Origin of the sequence: Zobellella denitrificans (assembly GCF_002237365.1) — a bacterium.
GTDB classification, from domain to species: domain Bacteria; phylum Pseudomonadota; class Gammaproteobacteria; order Enterobacterales; family Aeromonadaceae; genus Oceanimonas; species Oceanimonas denitrificans.
On the sequence record NZ_NMUO01000005.1, the window covers coordinates 15,289 to 40,335 of the forward strand.

At 65.3% G+C, this 25,047-nt stretch carries 20 protein-coding genes; 7 read left to right on the plus strand and 13 right to left on the minus strand.

The features are described from left to right. The first annotated feature begins 108 nt into the window (after positions 1–108). Entirely contained in the window at positions 109–906 is a 798-nt protein-coding gene (gene phhA / locus CGX12_RS02135; RefSeq protein ID WP_094038251.1) for a phenylalanine 4-monooxygenase, read from the plus strand. A 9-nt stretch (positions 907–915) separates the two neighbouring features. Next, positions 916–1,257 (plus strand): 4a-hydroxytetrahydrobiopterin dehydratase, encoded by a 342-nt coding sequence (locus CGX12_RS02140; protein ID WP_094038252.1) that lies wholly within the window; start codon positions 916–918, stop codon positions 1,255–1,257. Between the two features lie 217 nt (positions 1,258–1,474). Here the strand turns inward: CGX12_RS02140 and CGX12_RS02145 are convergent, their stop codons facing one another. From CGX12_RS02145 to puuD, 5 genes are all read right to left on the minus strand, one after another. Then, positions 1,475–1,906, minus strand: coding sequence for an META domain-containing protein (locus tag CGX12_RS02145; protein ID WP_094038253.1), 432 nt, complete (start codon positions 1,904–1,906; stop codon positions 1,475–1,477). A gap of 773 nt (positions 1,907–2,679) precedes the next feature. Next, positions 2,680–3,954: an NAD(P)/FAD-dependent oxidoreductase gene (locus CGX12_RS02150; RefSeq protein WP_094038254.1), complete on the minus strand. Its 1,275-nt coding sequence runs from the start codon at positions 3,952–3,954 to the stop codon at positions 2,680–2,682. A gap of 163 nt (positions 3,955–4,117) precedes the next feature. Next, positions 4,118–5,602: an aldehyde dehydrogenase PuuC gene (gene puuC, locus CGX12_RS02155; RefSeq protein ID WP_094038255.1), complete on the minus strand. Its 1,485-nt coding sequence runs from the start codon at positions 5,600–5,602 to the stop codon at positions 4,118–4,120. 17 nt (positions 5,603–5,619) lie between these two features. Continuing rightward, positions 5,620–6,186, minus strand: a complete 567-nt coding sequence (gene puuR / locus CGX12_RS02160; protein WP_094038256.1) for an HTH-type transcriptional regulator PuuR — start codon at positions 6,184–6,186, stop codon at positions 5,620–5,622. Next, complete coding sequence (puuD, locus tag CGX12_RS02165; RefSeq protein ID WP_094038257.1) at positions 6,183–6,947, minus strand: gamma-glutamyl-gamma-aminobutyrate hydrolase; 765 nt, start codon at positions 6,945–6,947, stop codon at positions 6,183–6,185. Before puuD ends, puuR begins: the two co-directional genes overlap by 4 nt. 201 nt (positions 6,948–7,148) lie before the next feature. On the opposite strand from puuD, the gene CGX12_RS02170 reads away from it, so the two are divergent. Next, entirely contained in the window at positions 7,149–8,552 is a 1,404-nt protein-coding gene (locus tag CGX12_RS02170; RefSeq protein ID WP_303396172.1) for a glutamine synthetase family protein, read from the plus strand. 491 nt (positions 8,553–9,043) lie between these two features. Further along, complete coding sequence (locus CGX12_RS02175) at positions 9,044–10,528, plus strand: Na+/H+ antiporter NhaC family protein (protein WP_094038259.1); 1,485 nt, start codon at positions 9,044–9,046, stop codon at positions 10,526–10,528. Between the two features lie 181 nt (positions 10,529–10,709). Here the strand turns inward: CGX12_RS02175 and CGX12_RS02180 are convergent, their stop codons facing one another. Together CGX12_RS02180 and CGX12_RS02185 are read right to left on the minus strand one after the other, a co-directional pair. After that, positions 10,710–11,705, minus strand: a complete 996-nt coding sequence (locus CGX12_RS02180; RefSeq protein WP_094038260.1) for a cytochrome d ubiquinol oxidase subunit II — start codon at positions 11,703–11,705, stop codon at positions 10,710–10,712. Position 11,706: 1 nt separating this feature from the next. Further along, entirely contained in the window at positions 11,707–13,113 is a 1,407-nt protein-coding gene (locus CGX12_RS02185; RefSeq protein WP_094038261.1) for a cytochrome ubiquinol oxidase subunit I, read from the minus strand. Positions 13,114–13,398: 285 nt separating this feature from the next. On the opposite strand from CGX12_RS02185, the gene CGX12_RS02190 reads away from it, so the two are divergent. Continuing rightward, positions 13,399–15,270 carry a sensor histidine kinase gene (locus CGX12_RS02190; protein WP_094038262.1) on the plus strand — a complete coding sequence of 624 codons (1,872 nt, stop codon included), beginning with the start codon at positions 13,399–13,401 and terminating at the stop codon, positions 15,268–15,270. Next, the gene (locus CGX12_RS02195; protein ID WP_094038263.1) at positions 15,267–16,607 is read left to right on the plus strand and encodes a sigma-54-dependent transcriptional regulator; all 1,341 of its coding nucleotides are present in this window, start codon (positions 15,267–15,269) and stop codon (positions 16,605–16,607) included. Before CGX12_RS02190 ends, CGX12_RS02195 begins: the two co-directional genes overlap by 4 nt. A 307-nt stretch (positions 16,608–16,914) precedes the next feature. On the opposite strand, the gene CGX12_RS02200 is transcribed toward CGX12_RS02195, so the two are convergent. The 3 genes from CGX12_RS02200 to hppD form a co-directional block, all read right to left on the minus strand. After that, on the minus strand, positions 16,915–18,147 hold the full coding sequence (locus tag CGX12_RS02200) for a Glu/Leu/Phe/Val dehydrogenase dimerization domain-containing protein (protein WP_094038264.1): 1,233 nt from the start codon (positions 18,145–18,147) through the stop codon (positions 16,915–16,917). Between the two features lie 220 nt (positions 18,148–18,367). Continuing rightward, positions 18,368–19,759, minus strand: a complete 1,392-nt coding sequence (locus CGX12_RS02205) for a sodium-dependent transporter (RefSeq protein WP_232513331.1) — start codon at positions 19,757–19,759, stop codon at positions 18,368–18,370. Positions 19,760–19,895: 136 nt separating this feature from the next. Next, complete coding sequence (hppD, locus tag CGX12_RS02210; protein ID WP_408645724.1) at positions 19,896–20,987, minus strand: 4-hydroxyphenylpyruvate dioxygenase; 1,092 nt, start codon at positions 20,985–20,987, stop codon at positions 19,896–19,898. Positions 20,988–21,134: 147 nt separating this feature from the next. Between hppD and CGX12_RS02215 the strand changes: the two genes are divergently transcribed. Further along, complete coding sequence (locus tag CGX12_RS02215; RefSeq protein WP_198401745.1) at positions 21,135–21,614, plus strand: Lrp/AsnC family transcriptional regulator; 480 nt, start codon at positions 21,135–21,137, stop codon at positions 21,612–21,614. Between the two features lie 421 nt (positions 21,615–22,035). Here CGX12_RS02215 and CGX12_RS02220 read toward each other — a convergent pair whose 3' ends face one another. Genes CGX12_RS02220 through CGX12_RS02230 form a run of 3 tightly spaced genes read right to left on the minus strand, consistent with a single transcriptional unit; the run spans position 22,036 to position 25,041 of the window. Then, the gene (locus CGX12_RS02220; protein WP_254918181.1) at positions 22,036–23,046 is read right to left on the minus strand and encodes an ABC transporter ATP-binding protein; all 1,011 of its coding nucleotides are present in this window, start codon (positions 23,044–23,046) and stop codon (positions 22,036–22,038) included. Continuing rightward, positions 23,043–24,041, minus strand: a complete 999-nt coding sequence (locus tag CGX12_RS02225; protein ID WP_094038266.1) for an ABC transporter ATP-binding protein — start codon at positions 24,039–24,041, stop codon at positions 23,043–23,045. Before CGX12_RS02225 ends, CGX12_RS02220 begins: the two co-directional genes overlap by 4 nt. Before the next feature lie 10 nt (positions 24,042–24,051). Continuing rightward, the gene (locus CGX12_RS02230) at positions 24,052–25,041 is read right to left on the minus strand and encodes an ABC transporter permease (protein ID WP_094038267.1); all 990 of its coding nucleotides are present in this window, start codon (positions 25,039–25,041) and stop codon (positions 24,052–24,054) included. Positions 25,042–25,047 lie beyond the last annotated feature (6 nt).

Here is a 25,047-nt window from a genome sequence, read left to right on the forward strand (position 1 = left end):
TGTAAACTTATTGTTACAGGAGTGCTGAACCCAAGGCCGGACCGCCGCTTCTAAATAATGAGCGGGCTCTCTAGATTAGAAGCCGACACCGCTCGAGGAGGGAGCAAGATGAAAGCGACCCAATATGTGGCCCGGGAGCCGGGGCCGGACGGCATTATCCACTACAGTACCGAAGAAAACGCCATCTGGCAGACCCTGATCGAACGCCAGCTGGCCTGCGTGGCCGGCCGCGCCTGCGACGAATACATGGACGGCCTGGCCCGGCTGGATCTGCCCCGGGATCGCATCCCCCAGCTCGACGACATCAACCGGGTGCTGGAGCCCGCCACCGGCTGGCAGGTGAGCCGGGTGCCGGCGCTGATCTCCTTCGATCGCTTCTTCGAACTGCTGGCCAGCAAACGCTTTCCGGTGGCCACCTTTATCCGCAGCCGGCAGGAGCTGGACTACCTGCAGGAGCCGGACATCTTCCACGAGATCTTCGGCCACTGCGCCCTGCTGACCAATCCGGCCTTCGCCCGCTTTACCCATGCCTACGGCCAGCTGGGGCGAGATGCCAGTCCCCAGGACAGGGGCTTCCTGGCCCGGCTGTACTGGTTTACCGTGGAGTTCGGCCTGCTCAACACCCCGGCCGGACGGCGCATCTACGGCGGCGGCATCCTCTCCTCCCCCGGCGAGACCCGCTATGCCTTCGAGTCCCCGGTGCCGGAGTTCCGCCCCTTCGATATCCTGGATGTGCTGCGCACCCCCTATCGCATCGACATCATGCAGCCCATCTACTACGTGATCGACTCCATCGACGAGCTGTTCCATATCGCCGAGATGGACATCATGGCCAGGGTGAACGAGGCCAAGGCCCTGGGGCTGTTCGCCCCCACCTTTCCGCCCAAACAACAACAAGCCAGTTAAGGAGTGAACATGACCGCACTTGCCCAACAACACTGCGAAGCCTGCCGCGCCGATGCCCCCAGGGTCAGCGACGAAGAGCTGGCGGCCCTGATGAAGGACATTCCCGACTGGACGCCGGTGGCGCGGGAAGGGGTGCTGCAGCTGGAGCGGGAATACAAATTCAAGAACTTCAAGCTGGCCTGGGCCTTTGCCGACAAGGTGGCGGAGCTGGCCGAAAGCGAATTCCACCACCCCACCATCACCCTGGAATGGGGCAAGGTCACCGTCACCTGGTGGACCCACGCCATCCACGGCCTGCACCGCAACGACTTTATCATGGCTGCCAGGACCGATACCCTGCTGGAAGGCTGAAAGCCGGGAGCTGGAAGCTGGAAGCCGGGAGCTGGAAGCTGGAAGCTGGAAGCTGGAAGCTGGAAGCTGGAAGCTGGAAGCTGGAAGCTGGAAGCTGGAAGCTGGAAGCTGGAAGCTGGAAGCTGGAAGCTGGAAGCTGGAAGCTGGAAGCTGGAAGAGAATAAAGGAGTAGGAGTCGGGGTCAATTTTTAAAATTGACCCCGACTCCTTTTGATATTTACCGGGCGGTCAGGGTGCGGCCGTCCTTGGCATGGATCACCAGCTCGCCAGCCGGATTGAACTCGATGCGCTGGCCGTTGCCGAGAATATCCAGCATGGCCTGCTCCCGCTCCATCTGTGCCGGTGTGCACATCATCATGGTGCTGGCCATGCCGGTGGTCTCGAGCTTGTCGCCCAGGAGCAGGTAGCCGCCATGGAAACCGTTGCAGAAGGCACGGCCATAAAGCCGGCCGTCGTCGCCGAAGTTGAGGGTGCCGACGGCCTGGCCGATGCTGCCGGGCAGCTCGCCGCTTACGTCCATGCCGTTCAGATCCCGCACCTGCCACTCGGTGCCGGTCAGGGACTGTTGCTGGTTGCCCAGTTCGGCGCAACCGCTCAGGGCAACCAGGGACAGGGATGACACCAGGGCAAGGGAAGTCAGTCGATTCATAAAAGCCTCACAGGATAAGGAAAAGCCGTCCCGGCTCAGGGCAGGCGCATCCCGGCTGCGACCATGAATTGAGTAATAACTCTAACACTATACCCGCTTTGGGAGGAAAGGCCCACCCCTGACCCAAACCCGACGCCGACGCGGGGAGGCCCATTGAAATGGGCCCTAGAGTACCGATCAGTTAAAACGTAAGCAGCGTGATATCTCACCTGTAGGCGCCCGTTTACGTGGCGCAAACCTGCCAACGGCGTGGGGCGTGGCAATTGGGCGCCGGTTTGTGCCGGTTCATGCCGGCTAAAGCGGCATCTACAGCAGCTCGGTGCCACCCTCATGCGGGCGGCCCGCCCGCATGAGAGTGGCACCGAGGCTGGCAAAAGCACAGCTCAACCCGCGATGCCTGTTCTGCCTCAAGCCTCTTTAAAGCTGTGGTGTGGCAGGCCCGTCCGAGGGTTCCCGCTGCGCGGGAAAGCAGGCGGGCCGCCTGCGCTCCACCATTGGGGCGCGGGCGGCCCGCCCGCATGAGAGTGGCACCGAGGCTGGCAAAAGCACAGCTCAACCCGCGATGCCTGTTCTGCTTCAAGCCTCTTTAAACCTGTGGTGTGGCAGGCCAGTCCGAGGGTTCCCGCTGCGCGGGAAAGCAGGCGGGCCGCCTGCGCTCCACCAGTCAGGTGCCAATCTGCAAACGTCGTGTGCCTACCGACGAGAGTGGCAGGGATAGCACACGCCTGACCGCTTGATGTTTAAACTATATGGCGCTCTAGCTTCCAGCCGCCTCACACCCCCAGCTTGTCGCGCAGACTGTAGTAGACGGCGCCCATGGCGGTAAAGGGCACCTGGAAGCGGCGGCCGCCGAAGAAGGGCAGGTGCGGCAGGCGGGCGAAGGCGTCGAAGCGCTCGGCCTGGCCCTTGAGCACTTCCGACAGCAGCCGTCCCGCCAGGTGGGTGCAGGTCACGCCGTGGCCGCTGTAGCCCTGCATATAGTAGACATTCGGCTCCAGCCGCCCGAACTGGGGCAGGCGCGACAGGGTCAGCAGGAAGTTGCCGCTCCAGCGGTAGTCTACCTTCACCCCCTTCAGCTGGGGGAAGGTCTTCAGCAGTTTGGGCATGACCAGGCGTTCGATATCGTCCGGATCCCGGGCGCCGTAGACCACGCCGCCGCCGTACAGCAGCCGGTTGTCGCCGGTGAGGCGGTAATAATCCAGCAGGTAATTGCAGTCCTCCACGCAGTAGTGATGGGGAATAAGGCTCGCCGCCTGCTCCTCGCTCAGGGGCTCGGTGGTCACTATCTGGGTGCCGCAGGGCATGGCCTTGGCCGCCAGCTTGGGCTCCAGGTTGCCGAGGTAGGCGTTGCCGGCCAGCACCAGGAAATTGGCGGTCACGCTGCCGCCCGCCGTTTTGGCCACCGCCGGATCGCCATACTGGATATGGGTCACCGCCGACTGCTCGAAGATGCGCCCGCCCAGTTTGCGGATGGCTTCGGCTTCGCCCAGGGCCAGGTTGAGCGGATGGATATGGCCACCCCGGTGATCGAGCAGGGCGCCCACGTAGGCCTCGGTGCCGATCTCCTCCCGTACCTGGCGTTCGTCCAGCAGCTCCAGCTGCCGGTGGCCGTAGCGCTCCCAGTTGGCCTTCTGGTTTTCCAGCTCGTGCAACTGGCGCGAATTGAGGGCGGCGAAGATGCCGCCGGGGCGGAAGTCGCAGTCGATGCCGTACTGCTCGATGCGGCTGCGGATGATGTCGCCGCCCTCGAACATCATGCTGCCCAGCATGCGGGCGGTGTCCTGGCCGTAGCGAGCCTCGATCACGTCGATGTCCCGGCTGTAGGAGTTGACTATCTGGCCGCCGTTGCGGCCGCTGGCGCCGAAGCCGATGCGGCTGGCTTCCAGCAGCACCACGTCGAAGCCCGCCTCGACGAGGAAGAGAGCGGTAGAGAGGCCGGTGTAGCCACCGCCCACCACGCAGACGTCGCAGCGGATGTCTTCGGTCAGTTGCGGCCAGGGCTCGTGCCGGTTGGCCGAGGCGGCGTAGTAGCTGTTTACATGTTCCATTTAAAACGTCTCCCTTGAATAGCTGTTCTGCATGGCCGTTCACCCAAGGCAGCGAGCGGGTGCCGCTAAGCAGACCCTCCGCGCCAGGGATGGCGCGGCGGAGCCCCCAGGGATGGGTTCACGGCGTGTCTGCGTGCGGTGCCCGGTCGATGGGCGCGACAATTCAATCCAGTGCCAGCCAGGTGGTCTTGAGTTCGGTGAATTTTTCCAGGGCGTGCAGGGACTTGTCCCGGCCGTTGCCGCTCTGCTTGACGCCGCCGAAGGGCACCGTCATGTCGCCGTCGTTGTAGTTGTTGATAAACACCGAGCCGGCCCTGAGCTTGCGCGCCAGCCGGTGGGCCCGGCCCAGATCCGAGGTCCAGACCCCGGCCCCCAGGCCGTACTTGCTGTCGTTGGCCAGGCGCACCGCTTCTTCCTCGCTGTCGAAGCTGGTCACCGCCAGCACCGGGCCGAAGATTTCCTCCTTGGCCACCGTCATGTGCGGGCTCACCTGCTCCAGCACCGTCGGCCCCATAAAGTTGCCCGCCTGCTCCCGGCCGTCCAGGCCGAGTACGGCGCCTTCTTCCAACCCCTCGGCGATATAGCGACAGACGCTGCCGTGGTGATCGCTGTCGATCAGGGTGCCCATGGTGGAGTCGGGATCCAGCGGATCCATCGGCTTGAACGCTTCGGCGGCTTTCTTCAGCTCGACCAGGAAGGCGTCCTTGATGCTCGCCTCCACCAGCAGCCGGGTACCGGCGATGCACACCTGGCCCTGGTTGTAGAAAATGCCCGCGGCGGAGGCCCGGGCCGCCTTGGCCAGATCCGGGCAGTCGGCGAACACCAGGTTGGCGCTCTTGCCTCCCGCCTCCAGCCACACCCGCTTCATGTTGGAGCGGCCGGCGTATTCCATCAGCAGCCGGCCCACCCCGGTGGAGCCGGTGAAGGTGAGGCAATCCACGTCCTGGTGCAGGGCCAGGGCCTTGCCCGCCTCGTGGCCGAAGCCGGGCAATACGTTGAGCACGCCGTCGGGCAGGCCCGCCTCCCTGGCCAGGGCGGCGAGGCGGATGGCGCTGAGCGGCGACTTCTCCGACGGCTTGAGGATCACGGAATTGCCCGCCGCAAGCGCCGGCCCCAGCTTCCAGCAGGCCAGCAACAGCGGGAAGTTCCAGGGCACTATGGCCGCCACCACCCCGATGGGCTCGCGGCTGATCAGCGCCAGCGCCTCGGGCCCGGTGGGGGCAATTTCGCCGTACACCTTGTCCACCGCCTCGGCATACCACCGGATGGCGCGGGTGGCGCCGGGGATGTCATCCCGCAGGCTGTGGCGGATCGGCTTGCCGGTGTCCAGGGTTTCGAGCAGTGCCAGCTCTTCCCGGTGTTCCTCCATCAAGTCGGCCAGGCGCAGCAGCACCCGCTTGCGCTCGGCCGGCGCCGCCTCGGCCCAGACGCCGGATTCGAAGCTGGTGCGGGCCACCGCCACCGCCGTGTTGACGTCCCGCTCCTGGGCCCGGCTGGCCTCGACCAGGAGCCGGTCGGTGGCCGGGTTGATCACCTCGAAGCGCTCGCCCCCTTCCGCCTCCCGGTATTCGCCGGCGATAAAGAGCCGGGATTCGATGCGCAGTTGTGCCGCCCTGGCCTGCCAGTGGGCCTTGTCTTTGTAGTCCATGATGTTCTCCGCGTTCCTTACAGGTTGGGCGGGGTGTGCGCGCTGATGATGCGGCACTCCCGCTCCGAAACATTGGTAAAAGTATGGGGCAGGCCGGTGTCGATGACATAGCTCTGCCCGGCCCGGAGCCGGTGGCATTCACCGTCCACCGTCAGCTCTATCTCCCCTTCCAGCACGGTGCCGACCTCTTCCCCCTGGTGTTTGAGGTGGCCGCCGGTGCTGGCGCCGGGGGCGTAGGTTTCGATCAAAAAGCCCAGGGCCCGCTTGCGGTTGCCGTTGTGCACCAGCTTGAAGGACACGCCCCGGCTGCCGATCTCGATCAGCTCCTCGGGCTCGATCACCACCTTGTTGCGCTTGACGGGCACCGGCTCGGCGAAAAACTCCGACAGCGACATGCCGTACACCTTGAGCAGCTTCTGCAGGCTGCTCACCGCCGGGCTGACCTTGTCCTGCTCTATGGTGCAGATGGCGCCGTGGGTCAGGCCGGACAGCTCCGCCACCTTGCGCTGGCTCAGGCCCAGCCGCTGGCGGATGGCCGCCAGCCGGCTGCCCGGGGCCAGGTCGGTATTGCGCGCCTCGCTCATCCCGCCTCCCTGGCCGCCCGGTAGTGGCGGCAGGCCTCGGCAAAGCCGTCGAACAGGGCGCGGGACAGGGCGTTGTCCCGGCTCAGCCACTCCGGCTGCCACTGCACCCCCAGGGCGAAGGGCTGATCAGTCAGGCTGATGGCCTCGACCAGGCCGTCTGGTGCCCGCGCCTCGACCCGCGCCGCCGCGCCCAGCGCCTTCACCCCCTGCATGTGCAGGGAATTCACCGGCTGGCGGCCGGGGCCGGCCAGCCGGGCCAGCAGGCCACCCGCTTCGGGAATGATGTCGTGGGCCGGGGCGTACTGCTGGGCCAGGGGCTGCTGCTTGTCTTCCCGGTGTTCGTCGAACAGGCCGGTGTCGTGCAGGCGCCGGTGCAGGGTGCCGCCGCTGGCCACCACCATCTCCTGGAAGCCGCGGCAGATGCCGAACAGGGGCAGTTGGCGTTGCCGGGCGGCGGCGATAAGCCGCAGGCTCAGTCGATCCCGCCCCGGATCGTTGAGCGGCTCTTCCCCGCTTTCGCCGTAGTGATGGGGCTCCATGTTGCTGTAGCTGCCGGTGAGCAGCAGGCCATCGAGCATGGCCAGGGCCTGCTCCAGGCCCTGCTCGTCGTCGCCCAGCCCCTGGGCCAGGGGAAAGGGCAGCAGGCCCGCGGCCTGCACGGCGTTGAGGTATTTCTCCTGCAGCGTCATCGCCGGATGCGGCCCCAGCATCTGCCGGCACATGATGATGCCGACCACAGGCTTGTTAAATATATGCACCATCCGTGTTTCCTCACTCATGCTCTAAATCCTGAACAAAAAACCATTGGCGGGCTACTTTTGTCAAATATATAGTTAAAACCTAGCACACGGAGATTTACCACTCAATAATATTTAACACTTGCAAAACAAAATAAACGAATTTATGTTTCTCATGGTAAGTATTTTTAACGGTCACATGGCGGTGCAATCATGCAAGCAGAGATGGAAATGTTAAACCCCCTGGCCCAGGTCGAACCCCTGGCGCCGAGCGACTTCGAGCGGGAGGTGGCCGACTACCTGGCCCGCTATCCCGACACCCAGTATGTGGACGTGCTGCTCACCGATCTCAACGGCATCTTCCGCGGCAAGCGGCTGCCGGTGAGCGCCCTGGACAAGCTGGAGGCGGGCTGCTTCTTCCCCGGCTCGGTGTTCGCCATGGACTTTCGCGGCAACGTGGTGGAGGAAACCGGCATCGGCCAGGACATCGGCGAGCCGGATCTGCCCTGCTTCCCCATTGCCGATACCCTGGTGCCCTCGGCCTGCGATCCGGATACCGTGGCCCAGCTGCTGCTGACCATGGTCACCGAGGACGAGCAGCCCTTTCCGCTCGAGCCGCGCAACGTGCTGGCCCGGGTGTGGGAAAAGGTCAAGGCCCGGGGCCTGCGGCCGGTGGTGGCGCTGGAGCTGGAGTTCTACCTGGTGGACCGGGAGCGGGACGAGGGCGGCCGGCTGCAGCCGCCCTGCTCGCCGCTCACCCAGAAGCGGGACACCTACAGCCAGGTGTACTCGGTGGACAACCTCAATAACTTCGCCGAGATCCTGGCCGACATCGACAACCTGGCGATCCAGCAGGGGTTGCCCGCCGACGGCGCCGTGGCCGAGGCGGCGCCGGGCCAGTTCGAGATCAACCTCTATCATACCGACGACGTGCTCGCCGCCTGCGACCAGGCCCTGGCGCTGAAGCGGCTGATCAAGCTGGTGGCGGAGCAGCACGAGATGGACGCCACCTTTATGGCCAAACCCTACGAGGAGCATGCGGGCAGCGGCCTGCACGTGCACATCAGCGTGGTCGACGACCAGGGCGACAACCTGTTCGTGGACGAAGACGGCGAAGACTCGGCCCTGCTGCACCTGGCCCTGTCCGGCATGCTGGATCTGATGCCCGACAGCATGGCGCTGCTGGCCCCCAATATGAACTCCTTCCGTCGCTTCCAGCCCGGCATGTACGTGCCCACCCAGGCTTCCTGGGGCCACAACAACAGGACGGTGGCCCTGCGCATCCCCTGCGGCGACGACGACGCCCGCCGCATCGAGTACCGGGTGGCCGGGGCCGACGCCAATCCCTACCTGGTGGTGGCGGCCATTCTCGCCGGCCTGCTGCACGGCCTGGATAACACCCTGCCGCTGCCGGCGCCGGTGGTGGGCAACGGCCTGGAGCAGGAAGGGCTGCCCTTCCCCACCCGCCAGAGCGAGGCGCTGCAGGTGCTGGCCGAGAGCCAGCCGCTCAAGCGCTACCTGGGGGAGGAGTTCATCGAGGTGTACCGCATCTGCAAGCACGACGAGCTGCTGGAGTTCGAGCGGCGCATCACCGATATCGAACTGGAGTGGATGCTTAAAAACGCCTGATAACCTGTTGACGATCTACAGTACTCGGCCAAAGCGCACTGCTCCGCCGACACGCCATAAACCCATCCCTGGGGGCTCCGCCGCGCCATCCCTGGCGCGGAGGGTCGGCGAAGCAGCACCCTTTGTCCTCCCCGGAGCGCCGTTGTCGCCTGCCGGCGCTACGCTCAGACGGCACCGGAACTTAAAAGAGGCAGCAGGGATGGCCTCTGCCGACCGTCACATGCCAGGGATGGCATGTGCCGAGCGTCACAGGGATGTGCTTGAAGCGTGTCGACGGAGGCGGCCCTGCTGCCTTATCTCTGGGCTGCAACAGACTGGCCTCGGGAAGATCGCAAACAGGCCCTGAGCGGACTATCACGTTTTTCCGGTGGCAACCGGCCCCAAGGGGCCTTTTGCCACCGGAGCCGGTGCGGCCGGCCCCGGGCTTGCCGCGAACAACCATAGGGACATGACCGGCGCCATCGCCGGCCCCTCGACCAAGGACAAGACCGATGCAACGAGATGATACCCTGGTACTCGAACCCTCCGAAAAATGGCCGCCGCTGTGGCGTGGACTGGCGGTGGCCCTGGTGGCGGCGCTGGGCTTTGCCTGGCTCGGCTTCAACCACGAGGCCGGCAGCGACTACGGCGTGCTCAGCCTGCTGCCGGCCGCCCTGGTGATCACCATGGCGGTGCTCACCCGCAAGACGGTGGAATCCCTGCTGGCGGGCGCCCTGCTCGGCCTGCTGCTGCTGGATCCGGGCGATCTGGTCAGCCCGCTGGCGGACGTGACCCTGGCGGTGATGATGGACGAGACCATCGCCTGGCTGATCCTGGTGTGCGGCATGATGGGCGGGCTTATCAACCTGCTGGCCCGGGGCGGAGGCGTGCACAGCTTCGGCAACTTCATGACCCGGCTGATCAAGTCTCCCAGCGGCGCCATGTTCGGCACCGTCGGCCTGGGGCTGGTGGTGTTTATCGACGACTACCTCAACTCCCTCGCCGTTTCCTCCTCCATGAAGAAGATCACCGATACCTACAAAATCTCCCGGGAAAAACTGGCCTACATAGTGGACTCCACCGCCGCGCCCATCTGCATACTGGTGCCGATCTCCACCTGGGCGGTGTTCTTCGCCTCCCTGCTGGAGGATTCCGGCGCCGCCGACGGTGGCCGGGGCATGTCCCTTTATATCCAGAGCATTCCCTACATGCTCTACGGCTGGGCCGCCCTGCTGGTGGTGGTGCTGGTGGCGGCCAACCGGCTGCCGGATCTGGGCGCCATGAAGCAGGCGGAAGCCCGCGCCCGGGCCGGCCAGCCGGTGCCGACCGGCTGGAAAGACCAGGAAGAAGCTCAACCGAGCCGGAATACTCCCGCCTGGCTCGGCCTGGGCAACTTCCTGCTGCCCATGCTGGTGCTGGTGCTCGCCAGCGCCTGGTACGAGATCGATCTGCTGAAAGGGGTGCTGGTGGCCCTGGGCTTCACCATGCTGCTCTATTCGGTGCAGCGGCTGCTGTCGTTCCAGCAGCAGGTGGACGCCACCCTGGACGGCTTCAAGGTGATGCTGTATCCCATCGCCACCGTCTGCGCCGGCTTCGTCCTGAAGGAAGTCAACGACCAGCTGGGCATGACCCAATACATCATCGACACCGTCACCCCCATCCTCACCCCGGCCCTGCTGCCCGCGGTGGTGTTCCTGGTGATGGCGCTGGTGGTGTTCAGCACCGCCTCCAGCTGGGGGGTGTTCGTGATCTCCCTGCCCATAGTGGTGCCCCTGGCCCAGGCCATGGCGGTGCCCATGCCGCTGGTGGTGGGCGCCCTGCTCTCGGCCTCGGCCTTCGGCAGCCACGCCTGTTTCTTCAGCGACTCCACCGTGCTGTCCGCCCAGGGCGCCGGCTGCGACACCATGGATCATGCCCTGACCCAGTTGCCCTATGCGCTGATCGGCGGCGCCCTCACCCTGGCGGCGCTGCTCGCCGCCGGCTTCTGGCTGGTGTAACGGAAGCAGGAAGCTAAAAATATCCGGCTGCCAGGCTGTACTTAAATAAAAAAGGCTCCCGCGGGAGCCTTTTCCGTTCAGATACCCAGGGCCAGCTTGATGGCCAGGCCCAGCAGGGTAACGGCCAGCACCCCGCCCAGGTAGAGGCCGGCGAACCACAGCCAGCTGTTCTTGCCCTTCATCAGTAGCCCTCCTCGAAATCCTCGACCTTGCCGGAGAAGATGCGGTAGCCCCACAGGGTGTAGGCGCAGATCAAGGGCAGGAAGATAAAGATCCCCGGCAGCAGGAACAGCAGGCTGGAGTCCGGCGCCCGGGCGTCCCACAGGGTCAGCTGGTGCGGGATGAGATAGGGGAAAAGCCCCACCACCAGGCCGATAAAGCCCAGGAGGAACAGCCCCACCGCCAGCCAGAAGGGCCGGGTCTCGTGGGGCTGGCCGTCCAGATCCCGGTACAGCAGCCAGCCGAACAGGGCGCTCAGCAGCGGCAGGGGCAGCAGGAACAGGAAGTTGAGGCCGTCGAACCAGCGTGTGCGCACCTCGGTATTGGCCAGCAGGGTCCACAGGCTCACCACCACCAGTATCGCCATGATCGCCAGCACCAGTTGGCGGCCGAGATGGGCGGCGCGGGCCATGATCTCGTCCCGGCTCTTCATCACCAGGTAGCAGCAGGCCAGCAGGGCATAGGCCACCATCAGCGCGAAGCCGGTGAAGATGCTGAAGGGCGACAGCCACTCCAGCGCGCCCAGCTCGCCGGGACCGGCCTCCACCCCCTGCACCACGGCGCCGAGGATGGCGCCCTGGCAGAAGGTGGCGACGGTGGAGCCGAGGCAAAAGGACAGATCCCACCAGGGCTTGGAGCGGTGCGACTTGAAGCGGTACTCGAAGGCCACGCCCCGGAAGATGAGCCCGATCAGCATGATGATGATGGGCGTGTACAGGGTCGCCAGTATGCCCGCGTAGGCGGCGGGAAAGGCGGCGAACAGCACCACGCCGCCGAACACCAGCCAGGTTTCGTTGCCGTCCCACACGTGGGAGATGGAGCGCATCATGTGATCCCGCTCCGCCTCGCTCCGAAACCAGGGATAGAGGATGCCGAGGCCGAGATCGAAGCCGTCGAGCACCACGTACATCAGTACCGCAAAGCCCAGCAGCAGGTAGTAGAACAATGCCAGATCCATGTTATGCCTCCGCCTTGTCGTGTTTCAGTTGCTTCACCCAGGCCAAGGCGTAGCCGGGGGCGTCGACGCCGATCAGGTGCTGTTCCAGGTGAGCCATGTCCGGCGGCCCCTTGCGCACCAGCTTGGCCATGAAATACAGATAAACGCAGAACAGCAGGCTGTAGGTCAGCACGAACAGGGTGAGCGAGAACAGCACCCGCTCCGCCGGCAAGGGCGACACCACCTCCATGGTGCGCACCAGCCCCTGCACCAGCCAGGGCTGGCGGCCGATCTCCACCACGTACCAGCCGGCCAGGGTGGCCAGCACCCCCGAGGGGATCATCAGGTTCACCAGCCGCAGGAAGGGCCGGTGTTCATAGAGCCGGCCCCCGCGGCGCAGCCAGAGCCCCCAAAGGGCTATGCCTATCATCAGTACGCCCAGGCCCACCATCAGCCGGAACGAATAGAACACCAGGGGCACGTTGGGGCGCTCGTCGGCGGGCACCGACTTGAGCCCCTGCAGCTCCCCGTCCCACTCGTGGGTGAGGATCAGCGACGCCAGCTTGGGAATGGCGATTTCGAAGCGGTTGGTCTCGTTCTCCATGTCCGGCACCGCGAACAGCAGCAGGGGCGCGCCGGCCTCCCGCTCGGGCCAGATGCCCTCCATCGCCGCCAGCTTGATGGGCTGGTGCTCCTTGACGTTGAGGCCGTGGAAATCGCCTACCAGCGCCTGCACCGGCGCCAGGATCAGCGCCGCCCACAGCGCCATCGACAACCCCTTGCGGGCGAAGGCCTGCTCCCGCCCCTTGAGCAGGAACCAGGCGCTGACGCCGCCGATCACGAAGGTGGCGCTGAGCATGGCCGCCAGCAGCATGTGCACCAGCCGGTAGGGCATGGAGGGGTTGAAGATCACCTCCAGCCAGCTGGCCACCTCGAAGCGGCCGTCCACTATCTCGTAACCGGCCGGGGTCTGCATCCAGGAGTTGGCGGCGATGATCCAGAAGGCGGAAAGCCAGGTACCCACCGCCACCACGCAGGTGGCGAAGAAGTGCAACCGCTCGCTCACCCGCTGCCAGCCGAACAGCATAACCCCGAGAAAGCCCGCCTCCAGGAAGAAGGCGGTGAGCACCTCGTAGGCCATCAGCGGCCCCAGCACCGGGCCGGTGATTTCGGAGAACTCGGAAAAGTTGGTGCCGAATTCGTAGGACAGCACTATGCCGCTGACCACCCCCATGCCGAAGGTGATGGCGAAGGGCTTGATCCAGAACTTGGCCAACTGGAAGTAGATGGGGTTGCGGGTCTTCAGCCAGAGCCCTTCCCAGATGGCGATGGCGGTGGCCAGGCCGATGGTGATGGCCGGGAAGATGATGTGGAAGCTGACCGTGAACGCGAACTGAATGCGCGACAGCAGGGCGGAATCGAGCTCCATGGCTCCTCCTTAACGACGGTAACGGTTGACGGCGGCCGGCAGGGTCGCTAACAGCAGAACGATAAAAATAGCCGAGAATTCAATCAGTAAGGCGGTCATGTTCATTATTGTTGCTCACTCGCTGGGTTGATACCCCCATAAAGCAGAAACCGTGCCACTACGTCCGACACCTTGCGCCGCCTTGTTCTGGATCAAAAAACCGGCGGAAACTTGCCCAAACCGACAACAAGGTTTACAGTCTTTCGCCGGTAAACTGTAAACCTTATTTACACCTGGAGCCCGCCGATGTCACCGGATGTCGCCTTCGAACTGATGATGATCCTCACCAGCGGCTGCGCCCTGCTGGTGTCCGCCTGGCTGTACTGGCGCGCCCGCCGCCGGCGCAGCATGAAGGCGCTGGCGGGCTTCGGCGTGATGATGGCACTCTGGTGCGCCGGCCACGTGGCGGTGTTCCACGGCTGGGAGCGGCTCGGCATCGCCCTGATCCTGGCCAACCCCCTGATGCCCACCTTCTTCCTCGACTTCGCCGTCGGCTTCGTCAACCAGGGCGTGGGCCGCCGCCTCTGGCTCGACCGCCTGGCCCGCGGCCGCGGCCTGCTCTACCTGGCCGCCCTGGCGGTGCTGCTGGCCAGCCTCTGGCTGGAGGGAGGCGGCGTCATCGCCTTCGGCCCCTTCGCCCACTACTTCGTGTTCCAGGGCATCGGCTGGTTCAACATCGCCTACACCATCGCCATCGGGGTGCTGGCCCACGCCCTGCTGCTGTGGGGCCTGCGCATCCACAGCGGCAACCGCCGCCGCTCCATCGCCGCCATGTTCGCCGCCGGCGCCTGGGGGCTGCTGCTGGCCACCAGCTTTATCTTCCCCTCCCTCGGCCTGTACTGGTATCCCTGGCCCATGCTGCTGCTGCCGAGCTATGTGGTGCTGCTGGTCTACGGCGTGGTGCGCTACCAGATGCTGGAAATCAACGCCTGGGCCAACCGGGCCCTGCTGTGGACCCTGATGACGGCGCTGGTGATGGGGCTGATCGCCCTGCTCAGCGCCATGGCCGGCCAGTTCGGCATGCAGGCCCTGGCCAACGTGCCCAAGTGGCAGCTGTGGCTCTATTCCATGCTGCTGCTGATGCTGGCCCTGGCCCTGTACCAGCCGGTGAGCAAGCTGGTGGAGCGGCTGATCTACCCGGGCAGCCGGCTCGACGAGCAGTTGCTCGCCCTCTGGCAGCAGCGCCTGGGCGAGGCCAGCAGCTGGAGCGGCCTGGCCAATGCCGCCGCCGGGCTGATCTCGCGCCAGATGGGCCAGCCGGTGGCCATCCGCTTCACGCCCGAAGGCGAGTCGGCCCAGGCCCTGCCCGCCGGCCCCTGCATCCAGTGCCGGCACCAGCCCCAGGGCTGGCAGGCCCGGCTACAGGGCTTCGAGGACGTGACCCCGGGCCTGCGCCTGGCGGCGGAGGTGTTCGCCTCCCTGCTGGCCACCCGCTGCGGCCTGCTGGAACGCTCCCTGCAACTGGCGGAAGCCGAGCGCCGGCGGCTGTCGGAGCAGCACCTGGTGGAGCTGGGCGGACTGTCGGCGGCCATGGCCCACGAGTTGCGCAACCCGCTCAACATCATCTCCATGGCCACCGCCGGCCTGGAGGCCAGCCGCAAGGAGATGATCCAGGCCCAACTGAAACGCGCCGATCGGCTGATCTCGGACATGCTGGCCTATTCCGGCCGCATCCAGGTGCAGTGCCAGGCCATTCCCCTCGCCGCCCTGCTCGACAGCCTCAGGCCCCAGTTCGACTGGCAGGGCACCGCCTTCGAGCACCAACTGCCGGCCGACTACCGGCTGTGGGCCGACCCCTACCGGCTGCAGCAGGTGGTGGTGAACCTGGTGGACAACGCCCTGGCCTTCGTGCGCAACCGGCCCGGCGGGCGCATCTGCGTCGAGGCGGGGGACAGGCCCGGCCTGGTGCGGGTGCACAACAACGGCCCCCTGATCGATCCCGAACTCGGCGAGCGGCTGTTCCGCCCCTTCGTCGGCAAGCGCAGCGGCGGCAGCGGCCTGGGGCTGGCCATCGTCCAGCGCATCATGGAGGCCCACGGCGGCCATGTCCGCCACCGCCAGGATCTGGGCTGGCCGGTGACCTTCGAACTGTATTTTCCCGAGGAGAAGCACTCATGATCCCGCGCATCCTGCTGGTCGACGACGAACCCGCCTTCCGCACCCTCTGCGCCCAGTGGCTGGAGGCCGAGGGCTACGAGGTGAAGGACTGCGCCGATCTCAACGGGTTGCGCGACCAGTTGCAGCAATTCGACGCCGATCTGGTCCTGCTCGACCTGTCGCTGCCGCCCCATTTCGATCCCCACCACACCCTGGCGGCCCTGCCCCAGTTCATCGACCGTCCGGTGATCATCCTCACCGGCCACGGCGAGCGGGAGCTGGCGCTGGAGGCCCTGCGCCAGGGCGCCTGGGACTTTCTGGCCAAGCCCATCGATCCGGACATGCTGGCGGTGGTGGTGCGCCGGGCCCTCACCAAGCACCAGCTGGTGCGCGAGCTGAACAGCCTGAAGCAGCGCCGCCAGCCGCCGCTGGCCAGCCTGATCGGCGCCTCCCCTTCCATGGAGAACATCCGCGCCCTGGTGCAACGCATCGCCCCCACCGACGTGCGGGTGCTGGTGACCGGCCCCTCGGGCACCGGCAAGGAGGTGATCTCCCGCGCCATCCACGATCTCAGCCAGCGCGCCCGGGGGCCCTTTATTTCGGTGCACTGCGGCGCCATTCCCGCCGAGCTGCTCGAAAGCGAGCTGTTCGGCCACACCAGGGGCGCCTTCACCGGCGCCGACAAGGCCCGGGACGGCCTGCTCAAGCTGGCCGACGGCGGCACCCTCTTCCTCGACGAAATCGGCGACATGCCGCTGGCGATGCAGGTCAAGCTGTTGCGGGTGCTGCAGGAAGGCAGCTACTACCCGGTGGGCGGGCGCAGCCTGGAAACCATAGACGTGCGGGTGATCTCCGCCACCAACGCGGACCTGCCGGAAAAGGTGAAAAGGGGCGAATTCCGCGAGGATCTCTACTACCGCATCAAGGGGGTGACCATAGAGACCCGTCCCCTGGACGAGCGCCCGGAGGACATTCCGCTGCTGGTCAGCCACTTCCTCGAACTGCAGGCCCGGGGCCAGCCGCCGCTGCGCCCGGACACCGAGGCCTTCAACTGGTTTATCCACCGCCGTTGGCCGGGCAATGTGCGCGAGCTGAAAAGCGCGCTGGACAGCGTGGCCGCCATCGCCCGGGGCGGCGTCATCCGCCTGGAGGACATCGCCCTGCTCTACCCGGACGCCAAACCCGGCCCGGCCCAGGCCGCCGCCGGCGACAGCCTGGAGGCCCAGGTGCGGGCCCTGGAGATAGCGCTGATCACCGAGGCCCTGGCCCGCCACGACAACAACCGCACCCATGCCGCCCAGGCCCTGGGGCTGTCGCGCCAGGGCCTGCTGAAAAAGATCGAGCGGTACGGGTTGTAAGCTGGAAGCTGGAGGTATCGCTGACCAGCGCACCATATAGTTTAAAAATCAGGCGGCACCGACTCTTGGGGCGCGGGCGGCCCGCCCGCATGAGGGTGGCACCGAGCTGCTGTAGATACCGCTGTGGATGCCGCTGTAGATGCCGCTTTAGCTGGCATGAACCGGCACAAACCGGCATGAGCCAGCACAAACCGGCGGGCAAGGATGCCCAATTTCCGCATTCCCCGCCCTTTGCAGGTTTGCGCCATGTAACCGGGCGCCTACAGGTGAGATATCGCACTGCTCACGTTTTAAACCGATCGGTGCTCTAGTCCCCCATCAGCTCCTTCAGGGTCAGCTCCAGGGCGGTGGCGGCGATGCCGGTGGTGCGGCTGCTGTGGTTGTGCACCCGCTGCAGGGCGCCGCGGATGCGCTCGGACACGTCCCGGAAGATGGCCTCGTCGGAGATCTCCTGCTCGGTTTCCATCAGGAAGGCGAAGGCCCGGGCCATGCCGCAGTTGCCGATAAAATCCGGGATAACGCTAAGCCGTTCGTCCGCCTGCTGGTAGACCGGGCCGTAGAAGATCTCCTGATCCCTGAAGGGCACGTTGGCGCCGCAGGCGATCAGCTCCACGCCGTTGTCCGCCAGGGCCGCCAGGTGCTCGGCGCTGACCAGGCGGGAGGCGGCGCAGGGCAGGAACACCTCGGCCTCCAACTGCCAGAAGGCGGCCTGGGCCTGTTCGAAACTCACCACCCCGGGCCCCGCCAGCCGGTTGCCCTGGCGGCCCAGATAGAGCGCCTTCAGCTGCTCGACGCCGAGCCCCTCTGGCGCCACCACGCCGCCGTCGGCATCCATGATGCCGACGATGCAGGCGCCTTCCTGGGCCAGGTAACAGGCCGCCGCCGCCCCCACGTTGCCGAAGCCCTGCACCATGACCCGCTTGCCGGCGAGTTGCCCGCCCCAGATGCGGTAGTAGTGGCGCACCGACTCGGCCAGGCCCCAGCCGGTGATGAGGTCCGCCACCTTGTACTTGCGCGCAGGCGCCGGGCTGTAGCGGCCGTCTTCCACCACCTTGGCCACCCCCAGGCGCAGCTGGCCCAGCTTCTGGATCTGCTCGCTCACCGTGGGCTTGAAGTGGCCGTTGACCACCCCCTCCTGGGGATGCCAGATGCCGTGGCGCTCGGTCAGCGGCACCACGTCCTTCACCTCGCACACGTTGAGATCGCCGCCGGTGCCGTAATAGCTTTTCAGCAGCGGCGCCACCGCCTGGAACCAGCGCGCCAGCACCCCGTCCCGGCGCGGATCGGCCGGGTCGAAGTCGATACCCGACTTGGCGCCGCCGATGGCCGGGCCCGACACCGCGAACTTCACTTCCATGGTCTTGGCCAGGGACTCCACCTCGTGGCGATCCAGCCCCTTGCGCATGCGGGTGCCGCCGCCAGCCGCCCCGCCGCGCAGGGAGTTGATCACCACCCAGCCCTTGGCCTCGGTCTCGCTGTCGTGCCACTCGAACACGATTTCCGGGTTTTTCCGCTCGAATTGGGTAAGCAGTGCTTTCATCCGTTGATTACTCCGTTTTACAGGCAATAGGGATCCCTGACCGGCAAAGGCCATCAATACATATCAGGGAGAAGTTAAGTAATGTGCATACCGGCCGGGCACCGTACGCAGACTCGCCGTAAACCCCTCCCTGGGGGCTCCGTCGCGCCATCCCTGGCGCGAAGGGTCTGCTTAACGGTACCCGCCCGCTATCTCATGGCTTCATTTGAAGCCTGCAAGGTCAGAACAGGTTGAAGTAGAAGATCACCAGCACGCCGATGGGGGTAACGTAGCGCACCACCGCATGCCAGAGGGCATGCCACTGCCCGCCCAGCTCGGCCGCCGAGTGCTCCGGCTTCATCACCCAGCCCACGAAGATGGCGGTCAGCAGGGCGCCGAGCGGCATCATGATGTTGGCGGTGAGGTAGTCGTAGATGTCGAACAGGGTCTTGCCCTCGAAACGTTCGAACATGGCCAGGGGTGCGAAGTCGGACCAGAGGTTCAACGACAGCACTGTGGTGATGCCCACCAGCCAGGCCGCCAGGCCGCCGCCCACCGCCGCCTTGACCCGGCCCACGCCCTTCTCTTCGAGGAAGCGCACCAGGGATTCCAGCATGGAGATGGAGGAGGTCCAGGCCGCGAACAGCAGCAGCACGAAGAACAGGGTGGCGAAGAAGCCGCCGCCCGGCATCTGGCCGAAGGCCACCGGCAGGGTCACGAAGATAAGGCCCGGGCCCTCGCCCGGCTGCAGGCCGTGGGCGAACACCACCGGGAAGATGGCCAGCCCCGCCAGCAGGGCCACGCACACATCCATGATGGCCACAGTGAAGGAGGTACGGGCGATGGACACGTCCTTCTTCAGGTAGGCGCCGTAGGCCATCATGGCGCCGCTGGCCAGGCTCAGGGTGAAGAAGGCATGGCCCAGGGCCACCAGTATGGACTCGGCGGTCAGGCTGGAGAAGTCGGGCCGGAACAGGAACACCAGCGCCTCGCCGAAGTGGCCGGTGGTCATGGCGTAGCCCACCAGGATCAGCAGCAGCACGAACAGCGCCGGCATCAGCCAGGACACCGCCCGCTCCAGGCCGTGCTTGACGCCGCCGGCGGACACCAGCACCGTCAGCCCCATGAACACCGAGTGCCACAGCAGCAACTGGCCCGGCGAGGCCAGCAGGCCACCGAACATGGCGCCGGAATCCTCCGCCGCTATGCCGGCAAAGCCGCCCTTGGCCGCCTCCACGATATAGGGCATGGTCCAGCCGGCGATCACGCTGTAGAAGGAGAGGATCAAAAAAGCCGCCAGGGTGGCCATGATGCCGACCCCGGCCCAGTTCCGGCTGCGCCCTTCGGCCGCCGCCACCGCGCCCATGGTGCCGATGGGGCTCTTGCCGCCGCGCCGGCCCAGCATGACTTCCGACATCATGATGGGGATGCCGATGATGGCGATGCAGATCAGATACACCAGCACGAAGGCACCACCGCCGTTCTGGCCGGTGATATAGGGGAACTTCCAGATATTGCCGAGGCCCACCGCCGAGCCCACCGCCGCCATGATAAACACGAAACGGCTGGACCACAGGGCCGGGGTCACGCCGGCGCTCTCTTTACCCTGAACATTGGTTGCCACCACAGACACAGCTTCTCCTCCTTTAGCTGTATTAGGACAACGTCAGCCACCCCAGCTAAAGGTGTAAAGTATGGCTGACAGTATGTCCTGCTATTTTGCCACCATCTTCCCGATTGAAAAAATGGCTGTGGTAAAAAATTAGAGATTATTCGGCCTTGAGCACGCCTCGACGGATTTGATCCTCCTCGATAGACTCGAACAAGGCCTGGAAATTGCCCTCGCCGAAGCCTTCGTTACCCTTGCGCTGGATGATTTCGAAGAAGATCGGGCCGATCACGGTGTCGGTGAAGATCTGCAGCAGGAGCCCCTGGCCCTGGGTCGGCGCCCCGTCCATCAGGATATGGTTCTTGCGCAGCCGGGCCAGATCCTCGCCGTGGCCGGGCAGGCGGGCGTCCAGCTTCTCGTAGTAGGTGTCGGGGGTGGCCATAAAGCTCATGCCGCCGTCACGCAGGGTTTCCACCGTGCGGTAGATGTCGTTGGTGCCCAGGGCGATATGCTGGATGCCCTCGCCCTTGTACTGGTGCAGGAACTCCTCGATCTGGCTCTTTTCGTCGGCGGACTCGTTGATCGGAATGCGGATCTTGCCGCAGGGGCTGGTCATGGCCCGGGACTTGAGCCCGGTGAGCTTGCCCTCGATGTCGAAGTAGCGGATCTCGCGGAAGTTGAAGTGCTTCTCGTAGAAACCGGCCCAGAGATTCATGTTGCCCATGGCCACGTTGTGGGTGAGGTGGTCGATGTAGGTCAGGCCCACGCCCTGGGGGTGCTGGTCCACGCCCGGAATGGGGCGGAAGTCCACGTCGTAGATGCTCTGCTCGCCGTAGCGGTCCACCAGGTAGATGAGGGAGCCACCGATGCCCTCGATGGCCGGGATCTGCAGTTCCATGGGACCGGCGCCGGAGGCCACCACCCTGGCGCCGTTGGCGGCCAGTTGCTTGATGGCCTGGGCCGCGTCCTTCACCCGGAACGCCATGGCGTTGGCGCAGGGACCATGGATGCGGGCGAACTGCTCCGCCTGGCTGTTGGGCTCGGCGTTGAGGATAAAGTTGATGTCACCCTGGCGGTAGAGGGTCACGTTCTTGCTGCGGTGGCGGGCGATGGCGACAAAGCCCAGCCGTTCGAACAGTTGCGCCAGTTGCTCCGGCTCGCTGGAGGCGTACTCCACGAACTCGAAGCCATCGGTGCCCAGGGGGTTGTCCCACAAAGAGGATTTTTCCGGTGAAATCGCTTCAGACATCATGATTCTTCTCCTTAATCGCCTTGTTCCATTGGTTCATGCTTCGATGCAATGGAAACAGCATAAGGCAATGCCCACACATTTTGTTTGCAAGTTGTTACATTAAAGTTTAGTTTTTTGCGTGAATGTTGCATCAAAGAAGGGATCACCGTGAGAAAGGCGCACGAAATCGAACTGGACCGCCAGGACGCCCGCCTGCTGCAGGCGCTGCAGGAGAATGGCCGGCTGAGTAACGTGGAGCTGTCGGAACTCATCCACCTCTCCCCGTCCCAGTGCCAGCGCCGGCGGCAGAAGCTGGAAGAGCTGGGGGTGGTGCAGAAATACGTGGCCCAGGTGGACCCGGAGAAGGTGGGGCTGCACGTGACCGCGCTGATCAGCGTGACCCTGGGCAAGCACGGCGAGCGCATCGCCGACGAATTCCACCAGGCCATCCAGCACTTTCCCCAGGTGCTGGAATGCTGGAGCGTCACCGGCGACGCCGACTACATGCTGAAGGTGGTGGCCACCGATCTCAAGAGCCTGTCCGACTTTATGATGCACCAGCTGCTCAACCTGAAGACGGTGTCCAACATCCGCTCCAATATCCTGCTCGACAAACTCAAGCACACCACGGTGCTGCCGCTGGGCTGACAGGCTCGAAATAAAGCCGGCCCGGCGGCCACAAGCCGCAGGGCCGGCTTTAAAAAACCGTTGTAGATCTACAGTACTCGGCCAAAGCGCACTACTCCACCGACACGCCGTAAACCCCTCCCTGGGGGCTCCGCCGCGCCATCCCTGACGCGGAGGGTCGGCGGAGCAGTACCCTTTGTCCTCCCCAATGTTTCGGTACCTCCTGTTGGTATCACCATCGGACGACATCGGGGCTTGAAAGAGGCAACAGGGTTGCCTCCACCGACCGTCACATGCCAGGGATGGCATGTGCGAGCGTACAGGGATGTATTCACAGCGTGTCGGTGGAGGTGGCCCTGTTGACTCTTTGCTGAGTCGTTACAGACAAGCTTCGCAAAGACCTTAAACAGGCTTTCAGTGCTTCACCAGCCGGGGTTCCGGCTCAGCCCAGGCTGAGGGGATGGTGGCAGGCCACCTGCTGGGTGGCGCTGAACTCCCGCGCCGCCGGGGCGGCCTGCCTGCACTGCTCGGTGGCGAAACGGCAGCGCGGGTGGAAGGCGCAACCCGAAGGAGGCGAAATCGGGTTGGGCACCTCACCGGTGACCGGGGTCCGCTCCTTGTGGATCACCTCCATGCTGGGAATGGCGTCCATCAGCATGCGGGTATAGGGATGGCGGGGCCGGTTGAACACCTCCTCCACCGTGCCCACCTCCACCAGCCGGCCCAGGTACATGATGCCGACCCGGTCGGAAAAGTGGGACACCACCGACATGTCGTGGCTGATAAAGAGGTAGGTCAGGCCCAGCTCCTGCTGCAGATCCTTCATCAGGTTGAGCACCTGGGCCTGCACCGACACGTCCAGGGCCGAGGTGGGCTCGTCGCAGATCAGAAACTCGGGCTCGCCGGCCAGGGCCCGGGCGATGGAGATGCGCTGGCGCTGGCCGCCGGAGAACTCGTGGGGGAACTTGTCCATGTCCGAGGCCGCCAGCCCCACCTGCTCCAGCAGTTGCCCCACCCGGCGCCGGCCTTGCTCCCGGCCGTTGATCATGCCGAACAGCACCAGCGGCTCGGCCACGATGCGCTCCACCTTCCAGCGCGGATTGAGGCTGGCGAAGGGATCCTGGAAGATCATCTGGCAGCGGCGGCGGATATACTGGCGCTGCTCGCGGCTGGCCGTCGCCAGCCGGGTGCCCTGGTAGCTGATGTCGCCCTCGGTCGGCCGGTACAGGCCCGACAGCAGCCGGGCCACCGTCGACTTGCCGCAGCCGGACTCCCCCACCAGGCTGAAGGTTTCGCCCCTGCGGATCTGGAAGTCGATGCCGCGCACCGCGTGCACATAGGTTTTTTCCGCCCGGTTCAGCAGGCGATGGATAAAGGGCCTGGAAATATCGAACTTGATATGCAGGTTGCGTACCTCTACCAGCTCGGTCCCGGTGATCATCTCGCTCATCATGCCAGCTCCTCTTGCTTGACTTTCAAACAGGCGACCCGGGAGTCCCCCACTTTTTCCAGCACCGGCGCCTGCTGCCGGCATTCGGCCCCGCTGTGCGGGCAGCGCGGATTGAAGGCGCAGCCCGGGGGGATGGCGTTGAGCCGGGGCATGGCGCCGGGGATCTGGGACAGCCTGGGTTCGCGCACCCCGATGCGGGGGATGGAGGCCATCAGCCCGGCGGTATAGGGGTGGTGCGGCGCCTTGAGCACCGCCTCGACCGGGCCGATTTCCACCAGCCGGCCGGCGTACATCACCGCCACCCGATCGCAGATCTCGGCGATCACCCCCATGTCGTGGGTCACCAGCATCACCGAAGCCTGGTGCTGCTTGCACAGCCGCCTAAGCAGTTGCAGCACCTGGGCCTGCACCGACACGTCCAGGGCCGTGGTCGGCTCGTCGGCGATGATCACCCTGGGCTCGACGCACAGCGCCAGGGCGATCACGATGCGCTGGCGCATGCCGCCGGAAAACTGGTGCGGATACTGATCGATGCGCTGCTCCGCCGCCGGTATGCCCACTTCCTGCATCAGCTTCAGCGCCTTGTCCCGCGCCGCCTGGTAGGACAGGGGCAGGTGGGTCTGGATGGTCTCGATCAGCTGCTTGCCCACCGTCATCACCGGGTTCAGGCTGGTCAGGGGATCCTGGAAGATGGCCCCGATCTCCTTGCCGCGCAGCAGCCGGCGCCGCTCCTCGTCCAGATCGTCGATGCGCTGGCCGTAGAGGCGGATCTGCCCCGAGGCGATCCGTCCCGGCGGCTCGAGCAGGCCGGTGATGGCCGAGCCGGTAAGGGACTTGCCGGCCCCCGACTCGCCCACCACCCCGAGGATTTCGCCCGCCCGCATCTCGAAGGACACCTGCTGGATCGCCTTGAGGTTGCCCTTGCGATGGCTGAATTCGATGCACAGATCCTCGACCTGCAGCACCACCTCGCCACTGTTGTTGCTTCCATTCGCCATGTTGTGCTCCTTAACGCAGCTTGGGGTTGAGGGCGTCGCGCAGCCAGTCGCCCACCAGGTTGACCGACAGCGCCAGCACCACCAGCACCAGGGAGGGGAACACCACCACCCACCACTGGCCGGAGAACAGGTACTTGTTGCCCTCGTTGATCAGGGTGCCGAGGGACGGCTGGTTGGGCGGCATGCCCACCCCGAGGAAGGACAGGGTGGCCTCGGTGAGCACCGCCAGCGCCAGGTGCAGGGTGGCCAGCACCAGCACCGGGCTCAGCACGTTCGGCAGTATGTGCAGGAACATGATGCGCAGGTTGCCGCTGCCCATGACCTTGGCGGCCTGCACGTATTCCTTGTGGCCTTCCAGCAGGGTGCAGCCGCGCACGGTGCGGGCGTACTGCATCCAGCCGGTGAGGGTGATGGAGATGACGATGATGTACACCGCCATCTGCTCGTGCATCTCCTGGGGCAGCAGGCCCCGGGCCGCGCCGCTCACCAGCAGGGCGAACATGATGGTGGGAAAGCTCAGCATGGCGTCCGCCAGGCGCATGATCAGGGCGTCGACGGTGCCGCCGAAATAGCCGCTGACCACCCCCAGGGTAACACCCAGGGCCATGGCGCAGAGCACGCTGATAAAGCCGACGATCAGGGACACCCGCAGGCCGTAGAGGATCAGCGAGTAGACGTCCCGTCCCTGGATGTCGGTGCCCAGCCAGAAGCGGGCCTCGCCGCTTTCCACCCAGGCCGGGGGCAGTTCCGAGTCCATCAGATCGAAGGCGGCCATGTCGAAGGGGTTGTAGTGGGACAGCAAAGGCGCGCAGATGCCGGCGAACAGCAGCAGCGCCAGCACCGCCGTGGCCACCACCGTCAGCCGGGAAGTGCGGAAGTTGTAGCACAGATCGCTGTCCACGAAGGCCAGCCAGCCCTGCCACAGGCGCGTCGCATAGCCGGGCCGGGACGCCTTGCCCTCGGCGGCCGGTGCCGGTTTGGAGACGGTATCGATATCCATGGGTTA